The following is an 8,649-nucleotide window of genomic DNA, read 5'->3' on the forward strand; positions in this document are numbered from 1 at the left end:
AAAAAGGCGGCGAATCTCACGAATTCCGGTCAGCTGACAGCAAAGAAAGGCGATTTCAGCCTTTGGCGGCGGTTCCTATCTATAAAGACATAAACATCCGATAATGCAAGATTATCGGTCATTATATATTCCCGACAGGCGCGGCGGTTAGCGGTCAAATCTCTGGCATAAAGCGCCGCGCCGAGATACGCTCCGGCATGGCCTCGCGCGCGCGACTCATCCCCGAGCCCCCTCCGACCTTTCCGGCCTTTCCCGGCTGGGCCCGCCCGCCCGCGTCCGGCGAAGCCCTTGAGGACACGGGGTTTCTCGCCGGTGCGGCGCTCGCGGCACTGCATCCGATCGCGCGCCATGAGCACCCCTTGGGCATTCTCTGGCGCCAGCGCCTCGCGCTATCCTGCGCAGCGGCGCTGGCGCAGCAGAACGGCCGCACCGAGGCCGAAGCGGCGCTGCGCGACCACTGGTATCTGCGCCGCGACGGCGATGATCCCGGGCCGGCCGGGCAGTTGCTCAAGGCCTGGCGTGCCTTGAGCGAGCGCTCGGCAATGGCCGCCGGCGACTGGGAGCTCAAGCTGGCAGCTCTGCTAGCACACCGCTACGACGACGCCCTGCAGGACGTCATCGCTTTCGCCACCGACCAGCTCAAAGGGCAGGGGAGTGCGGTGCGCGCTGCGGCGGCTGTCGCCGCAACCAGCCTGCGGCTTCGGCCCGACAGCCGGCCGCTGGCGCTCTGGCTCGCCGACGCGGTCCTGGCGCATCGCCTGAGGTGGCCGGCGCCGGTGCCCTTGCTCGCCGCGCACCTGAGGCGCGCCGACTTCCGTCACGCCGCCGCGCGTGCCGACGGGCACAGCGCCTGGCTTGCTGCCTGCAGCCTGGCCTACGCCCGGGGCGCGGCCACGGCGGCCAACCTGCACGCCGATCTCGCCCGGCGCGCCGAGAGGCTCCTCGCCGCCGCGCCGCAGCTGCGCGGCAGGGACGCTGACATGATGGTGGCGATCCTACTCAGCGAGGACGCGCAGCCGGCCAAGACCGGCAAGGCCGCCAGCGACCGCTCGAGCCGGCGGCTGTTCGAGCGCCTGGTCGCGCTCGGCGGGGTGCGCGAGCTCACCGGTCGCCCGACCTTCCGGCTCTACGGGCTGTAGCCGATGGCCCGGCGCGCGCGAGCCAAGCAGGACCTCGACACCGAGCTCGCCGATCTGCCGCCGGAGTTGCGCTGGCGCGAATGGATGGGCCGCGTCGAGGCGGTGATCTTCGCCTCGCCCGAGCCGGTCGGCCGGGAGATGCTGGCCCGCGTGGTCGGGCGCGACTGCAATCTCGACCTCATCATCGACGACATCCGCGGCGAGCTGCGCGGCCGGCCCTACGAACTGGTCTCGGTCGCCGGCGGCTGGCAGCACCGGACAAGGAAGGGGTTTGCGGACGCGATCCGGACGGCGACGGGGCTGGGTGCGGAGACCAAGCCGCTCTCGCAGTCGGACGCACTGATCCTGATGTGCATCGCCTATTTCCAGCCGATCACCCGGGCCGAGCTTGGCCAGTTCTTCGGCAAGGAGGTCAGGCGCGATATAATCGGTCATCTGCGCGGCCTTGGCTTCATCGCCGCCGGGCCGCGCAGCCCGACGCCCGGCGCGCCCTATACCTATGTGACGACGCCGGCCTTCCTGTCGCATTTCGGCTTCGACACGCTGCGCGACCTGCCGGATATGGAGGCGCTGGAGGACGCCGGCCTGCTCAGCAAGGACAGGCTGCTGGCGGGAGATATCCCGCTCGGGCTCATGGGCGGGGAAGAAGACGAGGAGGCCGATCTGGACGAGGAGGTCGACGCGGATGACGGGATTTGACCGCCCGCCTCACGCCGGGATCTGGTGCTGTCCGTCGTCGTTATGAGCAGTTTCGCGAAACGAGTCATAGCTCGTCCGACAGATCGTTTTGTGTTATGACCATGTTGGCAGAAATGGTCATAACACGATGAAGCTCCTCGATCACAGCTACCGCACGCTCTACTCGGAACTCGCGCAGCGCACGCTGGACGCGCAGTTCTCGTCCGAGTTTTCCATCGAGGGCCGTTTTGTCAGCATGGAGAGCCGGGGGCGGCGTTACTGGTACTTCGATCTGTCCACACCGGGAGGAGGCAAGCAGCGCCGCTATGTCGGCCCGGTCGACGACCCAGAGATCACCGCGCGGGTGGAACACTTCGCCGACCTGAAGGCGGATCATCGCGCCCGCCGCAAGCTTGTCTCGACCCTTATCCGCGAGGCTTATCTGCTGCGGCCCGACTCGCTCGCCGGCGATATCATCCAGGCTCTCGCGAGGGCCGGGTTCTTCCGGCTGCGTGGCGTGCTGGTCGGAACCGTGGCGTTCCAATGCTATGCCGCTCTTCTCGGGGTGCGGCTGCCCAATACGGCGCTACAGACGGGCGATACCGACTTTGCCCAGTTCCATTCGATCTCCGTGGCTGTCGGCGATGCCATACCTCCGGTGCTGGACGTGCTTCGCGCAGTCGATCCGACATTTCGGGAAATCCCCCATCCCGCCGATGGTCGCGCTTCAACCCAGTTCGCGACTCGCTCCGGCTACAAGGTCGAGTTCCTGACGCCCAACACCGGTTCGGCCGACCATGACGGACGGCCTGCCGCCATGCCCGCTCTTGGTGGTGCGGCCGCGCAGCCGCTGCACTTCCTCGATTTCTTGATCTACCAACCCGTGCGCGCCGTCCTGCTGCATGGCGCCGGCGTGCCGATTCTCGTTCCTGCTCCCGAGCGGTTCGCCATCCACAAGCTGATTGTCAGCGTGCGGCGGCGGACCGACAATGACGGCACGGCCAAGAGTGACAAGGACCGAGACCAAGCTGTCACCCTGATGGACGCCATGATCGAGACCCGTCAAAGCGAAGCCCTCGCTGAGGCTTATATCGAGGCTTTGGATCGTGGCCCGGCATGGCGCGACGCCATCGGCGCCAGCCTTCGCGCTGTGAGCGAGGACACGCGCGCCCAGCTGCTTGCCCCCCTCGCGGCGTCTGTTCGTGCGCTCGGCGTCGATCCGGCGAGCTATCATCTGCCAGCGTGATACCGCGCTGATGCTTGCGATTCCCATGGGGCCGGAGTTGACGCTCTCAGTCTGTAAACGCGCTCGCCTCCTCAACCCAGCGTGTCGTAGCTTGACAGTGGTCGGCGAATAGAGCTCGATGTGTTGTCCACCTGATCTGTGAACGTCTCATGGATATGGATGAGACCCTGGATCGGCGGCGGCGACAGCGCGAAGGTCTGGGCATCCTTTATCTGGGCCATCTTGGCATTGATGCATGCCGAGATGGCATCCGCGGAATCCTCGGGGCCACGCTCGCTCCAGTCCTTCAGCGTGATGAAGGTGAGCGCGGCATTTTCCCTGCTTGACAACCTCCAGCGTGACCATGAGGTTCATCAGCGCCAGCCGCCGCGCCGCCTCGGCCGGCAGGGAGGTGTCGCGCATGATCGCGCGGCCGAGCACGAGCCCGGCACAGCCGCCGAGAGCCTGAAGCAGTCATGCCGCGACCAGCGCATGGGCGTCCGGCGCGAAGGTGCAGCCGATACCGGCCGCCGTGTAGAGCAGCAGGCCGCAGATCAGGATGGGATGCCACCCGAAACGGTCCGACAGCGGCCCGTAGACAAGCTGCCCGGCGGCGAGGCCGAGGATATAGAAGCTCACCGTGAGCTGCATCGAAGCGATGCTGGCATCGAGCTCCAGCGCCGCGCGCGGCAGGGCCGGCACGAAGATGTGCATGGCCAGCGTGCCGCTGAAGGTGAACAGCGCCAGCAGCCAGAGCGGCGGCACACGTAGCGCGCGCGACCCGCCCAGAAGGTCGCAGCCGCTTCCCGCCGGCGGGCCGGGCAGACGTATCGTCATCGCAGGATCATTCACTTGTGGCGGCGGCGGGCATGCCGCCGAAGGGGATCATGATTATCATTGCTACATAATAATTAGCATGATATCAATATCTTTATGAACGATATCGACACGCTACGGCGTTCCCTCACCGCACAGCTCCTGCAGGCGGGCCGGCAATGGCGGCGCACCGCCGAGAAGGAGCTGGAGAATCTGGGCATCTCGGAAGCCTGCGCGGCGCCGCTGCTGTGGACCGGGCGGCTCGGCGGCGGCGTGCGCCAGGTCACGCTAGCGGCCTATGTCGGGATCGAGGGCCCCTCGCTGGTGCGCCTGCTGGACCAGCTTGCCGCCTCCGACCTCATCGTCCGCAAGGACGATCCCACCGACCGGCGCGCCAAGACCATCTGGCTGACGGATGAGGGCGAGCGGCTGAGCGCGCGGATCGAGGAGCTGCTGTCGGAACTGCGCGGGCAGGTGCTCGCCGATGTCGACAAGGCCGACCTCGAAGCCACGCTGCGCGTGTTCAAGGCTTTCGACGACGCATCCGCCCGCGCCGCCACCGAGGAGCTGGCGACGTGAACCTGCCCTCGTGGCGGGACTGGCTGTTTTCCGCCAAAGCCTTCCTCGCCTCGATGCTGGCGCTCTATATCGCGCTGGCCTTCGATCTGCCGCGCCCCTACTGGGCGATGGCGGCGGTCTATGTCGTCGCCAACCCGCTGGCGGGCGCCACCAGCTCGAAGGGGCTCTACCGCGCCCTCGGCACGCTGCTCGGCGCCAGTGCGGCGGTGTTCTTCGTGCCGATCTTCGTCAACGCGCCGGAGCTGCTCAGCCTCGTCGTCGCGCTGTGGACCGGCTGCCTGCTCTACATCTCGATGCTCGACCGCACGCCGCGCAGCTACGTCTTCATGCTCGCCGGCTACAGCCTGCCGCTGATCGCGCTGCCGGAGGTCGGCACGCCCGAGGCGATCTTCGACGTCGCCCTGGCCCGCAGCGAGGAGATCATCATCGGCATCACCTGCGCCAGCATCGTCGGCGCGGTGGTGTTTCCGACCAGCGTCGGCACGGCGCTCTCCACCCGCATATCGGCGTGGCTCGACGATGCCGCGGGCTGGGCCGGGGAAATCCTGCGCGGCGAGGGCGCGCTGCCGGCGACGCCGCTGCGCCGGCAGAAGCTCGCGGCCGACATCGCCGGGCTCGACCTCGTCATCAGCCAGCTCTCCTACGATGCGGCGACGCGCGACGTGATCCGCCATGCGCGCGAGCTGCGCGGACGACTGCTCATGCTGCTGCCGCTGCTCTCCTCGCTCGCCGACCGCCTGCACGCGCTGAAGGACGAGAAGCAAGCCCTGCCGCCGGACCTTGCGGCACTGCTCGCCCGCGTGGCCGACTGGCTGACGCAGGGGCGCGGCGGTGAGCCGGAACGGGCCGAGGCGCTGGTCGGCGACATCGCCACGCTGCGCCCAACCGAGCCCGCCGACTGGCGGGCGCTCATCCTCGCCAGCGCCCTGGACCGGCTGCAGGAGATCGTCGACCTGTGGAGCGACTGCCTGACGCTGAAGGGCGACATCGAGCGCGGACGGCATGCCGGCGCCTGGCGCCCGCGCTTCCGACACCGCCGTGTGGTCGCCCCGGCGCGCCACTACGACTACGGCCTGCTGCTCTTCTCGGCGGGATCCTGCGTGCTGGCGACGCTCATCGCCTGCGCCTTCTGGATCGCCAGCGGCTGGGCGAACGGGGCCAGCGCGGTGATGATGACGGCCGTCGCCTGCTCCTTCTTCGCCGCCATGGACCGGCCGGCGCCCTTCATCCGCATGATGACCTTCTGGTCCGCGGTCAGCCTCATAGTCTCGGGCGTCTATCTGTTCGGCATCCTGCCGCATGTGCACGAATTCGAGATGCTGGTGCTGGTGTTCGCGCCGCCCTTCCTCCTGCTCGGCATCCTCATCCCGCGTCCGCAATTCAACATGCTGGCCATGCTGCTGGCGGTGAACACCGCGTCCTTCGTCGCCCTGCAGAACCGCTACGGCGTCGATTTCGCCCTCTTCGTCAATGAGGGCCTGGCGGCGGTGAGCGGTCTCGGCTTCGCCCTTGTGTGGACGCTGGTCACGCGGCCTTTCGGCGCCGAGCTGGCGGCGCGCCGCCTGGTCCGGGCGGGATGGTCCGACCTCGCCGAGACCGCCGCGGGCGCGCGCCGGCAGGATCAGGAGCGGCTCGCCGGCCGCATGCTGGACCGGCTCGGCCAGCTCGTGCCGCGCCTCGCGGCGATCGAGGACCGGGAGCTCGCCAAGGTCGACGGCTTCGCCGAGGTGCGCGTCGGCTTCAACATCCTCGAATTGCAGAAGGTGCGGCGGCGGCTCGATCCAGCCTGCCGCGCCTCGGTCGAGGCGGTGCTTGCCGGCGTGGCGGAACTCTATCGCCAGCATATGGCGCGGCGCGTCCTCACCGAGCCGTCCGCAAGCCTGTGCGCGGCGCTCGACGACGCGCTGCACCGCTCGGCCGCGCAGACGGGCACCTATGGCCGCCATGCCGTCGATGCCCTGGTCGGGCTGCGCCGGGTGTTCTTTCCCGGCACGCCGGGTCCGGCCGGCGGCTTTGCGCCCCGCGAGCACGGCCGGCCCGTCCTCGTGGCGGCGGAGTAGCTGATGCCCGGCGAGATCGATCTCTATGGCGTCTACGTGCCGAACCTCCTCGCGCTCGCGCTGGCGACGCTGCTGGTCAGCCTCGTCGTGCGGCGCGCGCTCGCCTGGTTCGGCGTCTACGGCTTCGTCTGGCATCGTGGGCTGTTCGACGTCGCTCTCTATGTCGTTCTGCTGCAGGGCATGTCCCTGCTGTCTCGATGGTGGCTGTCATGACCTTCTCCCTGCGCGGCGCGATCCGCGTCGGCTTCACGCTTGTCGTCCTCCTCGCGGCGGTCGGTGCCGCGCGCGAGCTCTGGGCGCATTACATGGACGAACCCTGGACGCGCGACGCCAAGGTGCGCGCCGACATCGTCGGCGTGGCGCCGGATGTCTCGGGCTTCGTCAGCGAGGTGCTGGTCCGCGACAACCAGGCGGTGAAGCAGGGCGACGTGCTCTTCCGCATCGACCGCGCCCGCTTCGCCATCGCGCTGGAGCAGGCCGAAGCCGCCATCGAGGGACGCAAGGCGACGCTCGAACAGGCACGGCGCGACCGCGAGCGCTATGAGCAGCTCAAGGACGTCGTCTCGCAGCAGAAGACCGAGCAGATGCGGATGCAGGAGACCGAGGCCGCGGCCGCCTATCGGCAGGCGGTGGCGGACCGCGACCTCGCCAGGCTCAATCTGGAGCGGTCGGAGGTGAAGGCTTCGGTCAACGGCACCATCACCAATCTGAGCCTGCGGCCGGGCGACTACGTCACCGCCGGCACGCCCGAGGTGGCGCTCGTCGACACCGACTCGCTGCGGATCGAGGGCTATTTCGAGGAGACCAAGCTCGCGCGGATTCGCGTCGGTGCGTCCGTCACCATCCGGCTGATGGGCCAGCCGGCGGCGCTGGATGGGCATGTGGAGAGCATCGCCGCCGGTATCGAGGACCGTGAGCGCACCGTCGGCAATGGGCTTCTCGCCAACATCAACCCCACCTTCAACTGGGTCCGCCTCGCGCAGCGCGTGCCGGTCCGCATCGCCCTCGACCACGTGCCGGACGGAATCGCGCTCGTCGCGGGGCTCACGGCCACGGTGTCGATCAAAGACTGACAGGTGGGCTGAAGCTGCTCTTGAAGTGGCGCCTTCTTGAGAATCCCCGGAAAAACCTCAGCGACAAACACGCCGCCGATGATGAGCGGAGCAAGCGACCTAGCCAAAAGGAGAACCTAGTGGTTCCCGCCTGACATAAGAATCCGGCTTGGGATTCCCTTTGTGGCGTGCGCATGCGAGTCTGGCGCATGCGCACAGGAATATCGTTCACCGTTTCGCCGACCGATCGGGCTCGCCTGTCGGCGCTGGTCAGGGATCGCAACGCGCCGCAGAAGCACGTCTGGCGCGCCGAGATCGTGCTTTTGTCCGCCGTGGGTGTCGGCACCGTCGAGATCATGCGCCGGACCGGCAAGTCGAAGACCTGCGTGTGGCGCTGGCAGGAGCGCTTGGTCGCGCTGACGACAAGATTGAGGCCCGATGCGCGGAATGCCTGACTTTCGAACGACCGGTCGCGGAGTTCGCCACGCTCATGGAGGAAGACTGCGCGTTTGAGTTTGTGCGCTGCCTCGCCCTTGTTAAGGCCGGCTTGGCAGCGCCGGCGCAATGTCGAGTTCGAGTACTATTCGATCATGAAGAGCGACCGCTCGATGCGGCCGAGTTCCCGAAGAGCCTTGCCAGTTGGCTTCCTTCGGTGATGCCGAGAGCTTCTTCAAGATCGTAGAGGGCACAACGGCACGGGTGGTGATCGATGCCGCCAGATGAAGCAGATCATCCCAGTGATCGAGGATCGGGGTGGTGTTGATCGGCGCCCCGATGTGGTTCGACAGTGCCGGGTATGCATCGCCTTTCTCGAACGTGTGAAACTTCCGATCTTTGAGATTGCGCAGTCGTGGTACGAACCGCTTGCCGATCAGAGCGAATAGCCCAAAGACGTGATCGCTCGCGCCGCCGGTGTCGGTGAAGTGCTCCTGTATTTCGAGGACTGTGTCCTGATCGAATAGCCCGTCGAGCACATAGGCAGCCTCGCTTTCGGTCGGGCTAATGCTCAAGTATCCCCTCATTTACGTGATCCCGAGGCTCCGGTGAATGTCGCGTTTTGGCGGATGAGTTGTGCGTATCGCTCGACGAGCGGACGCAGG

Annotated in this window: 8 protein-coding genes and 3 pseudogenes; 8 read left to right on the forward strand and 3 right to left on the reverse strand. The window is 67.3% G+C overall.

From position 1 onward, the window contains the following. Window positions 1-197: 197 nt before the first annotated feature. The 3 genes from J2S75_RS20215 (at window position 198) to J2S75_RS20225 (ending at window position 3,063) form a co-directional block, all read left to right on the forward strand. Window positions 198-1,139 carry a DUF1403 family protein gene (locus J2S75_RS20215; protein ID WP_307022637.1) on the forward strand — a complete coding sequence of 314 codons (942 nt, stop codon included), beginning with the start codon at window positions 198-200 and terminating at the stop codon, window positions 1,137-1,139. Window positions 1,140-1,142: 3 nt separating this feature from the next. After that, complete coding sequence (scpB, locus tag J2S75_RS20220) at window positions 1,143-1,838, forward strand: SMC-Scp complex subunit ScpB (protein WP_307022639.1); 696 nt, start codon at window positions 1,143-1,145, stop codon at window positions 1,836-1,838. Window positions 1,839-1,965: 127 nt separating this feature from the next. Beyond that, window positions 1,966-3,063: a nucleotidyltransferase family protein gene (locus J2S75_RS20225; RefSeq protein ID WP_307022641.1), complete on the forward strand. Its 1,098-nt coding sequence runs from the start codon at window positions 1,966-1,968 to the stop codon at window positions 3,061-3,063. Between the two features lie 71 nt (window positions 3,064-3,134). Here J2S75_RS20225 and J2S75_RS20230 read toward each other — a convergent pair. Both J2S75_RS20230 and J2S75_RS20235 read right to left on the reverse strand, forming a co-directional pair. After that, a pseudogene (locus J2S75_RS20230) lies at window positions 3,135-3,386 on the reverse strand (efflux RND transporter permease subunit); the annotation flags it as partial. A 130-nt stretch (window positions 3,387-3,516) separates the two neighbouring features. After that, a complete protein-coding gene (locus J2S75_RS20235) occupies window positions 3,517-3,879 on the reverse strand; it encodes an MFS transporter (protein WP_307022645.1) in 363 nt (120 codons plus the stop codon). A gap of 96 nt (window positions 3,880-3,975) precedes the next feature. Between J2S75_RS20235 and J2S75_RS20240 the strand changes: the two genes are divergently transcribed. From J2S75_RS20240 to J2S75_RS20260, 5 genes and pseudogenes are all read left to right on the forward strand, one after another. Then, the gene (locus J2S75_RS20240; RefSeq protein WP_307022647.1) at window positions 3,976-4,437 is read left to right on the forward strand and encodes a MarR family winged helix-turn-helix transcriptional regulator; all 462 of its coding nucleotides are present in this window, start codon (window positions 3,976-3,978) and stop codon (window positions 4,435-4,437) included. Continuing rightward, window positions 4,434-6,497, forward strand: coding sequence for an FUSC family protein (locus tag J2S75_RS20245; RefSeq protein WP_307022649.1), 2,064 nt, complete (start codon window positions 4,434-4,436; stop codon window positions 6,495-6,497). Before J2S75_RS20240 ends, J2S75_RS20245 begins: the two co-directional genes overlap by 4 nt. Window positions 6,498-6,500: 3 nt before the next feature. After that, window positions 6,501-6,710 carry a DUF1656 domain-containing protein gene (locus J2S75_RS20250; protein WP_307022652.1) on the forward strand — a complete coding sequence of 70 codons (210 nt, stop codon included), beginning with the start codon at window positions 6,501-6,503 and terminating at the stop codon, window positions 6,708-6,710. After that, on the forward strand, window positions 6,707-7,570 hold the full coding sequence (locus J2S75_RS20255; protein ID WP_307022655.1) for an efflux RND transporter periplasmic adaptor subunit: 864 nt from the start codon (window positions 6,707-6,709) through the stop codon (window positions 7,568-7,570). The genes J2S75_RS20250 and J2S75_RS20255 overlap by 4 nt, the downstream gene beginning before the upstream one ends. Before the next feature lie 188 nt (window positions 7,571-7,758). Next, window positions 7,759-7,956 (forward strand): annotated as a pseudogene (locus tag J2S75_RS20260) (helix-turn-helix domain-containing protein); the annotation flags it as partial. A 5-nt stretch (window positions 7,957-7,961) separates the two neighbouring features. Here the strand turns inward: J2S75_RS20260 and J2S75_RS20265 are convergent. After that, a pseudogene (locus J2S75_RS20265) lies at window positions 7,962-8,559 on the reverse strand (Tn3 family transposase); the annotation flags it as partial. Between the last annotated feature and the right edge of the window lie 90 nt (window positions 8,560-8,649).

Source organism: Ancylobacter polymorphus, assembly GCF_030813495.1.
Classification (GTDB): Bacteria; Pseudomonadota; Alphaproteobacteria; order Rhizobiales; family Xanthobacteraceae; genus Ancylobacter; species Ancylobacter polymorphus.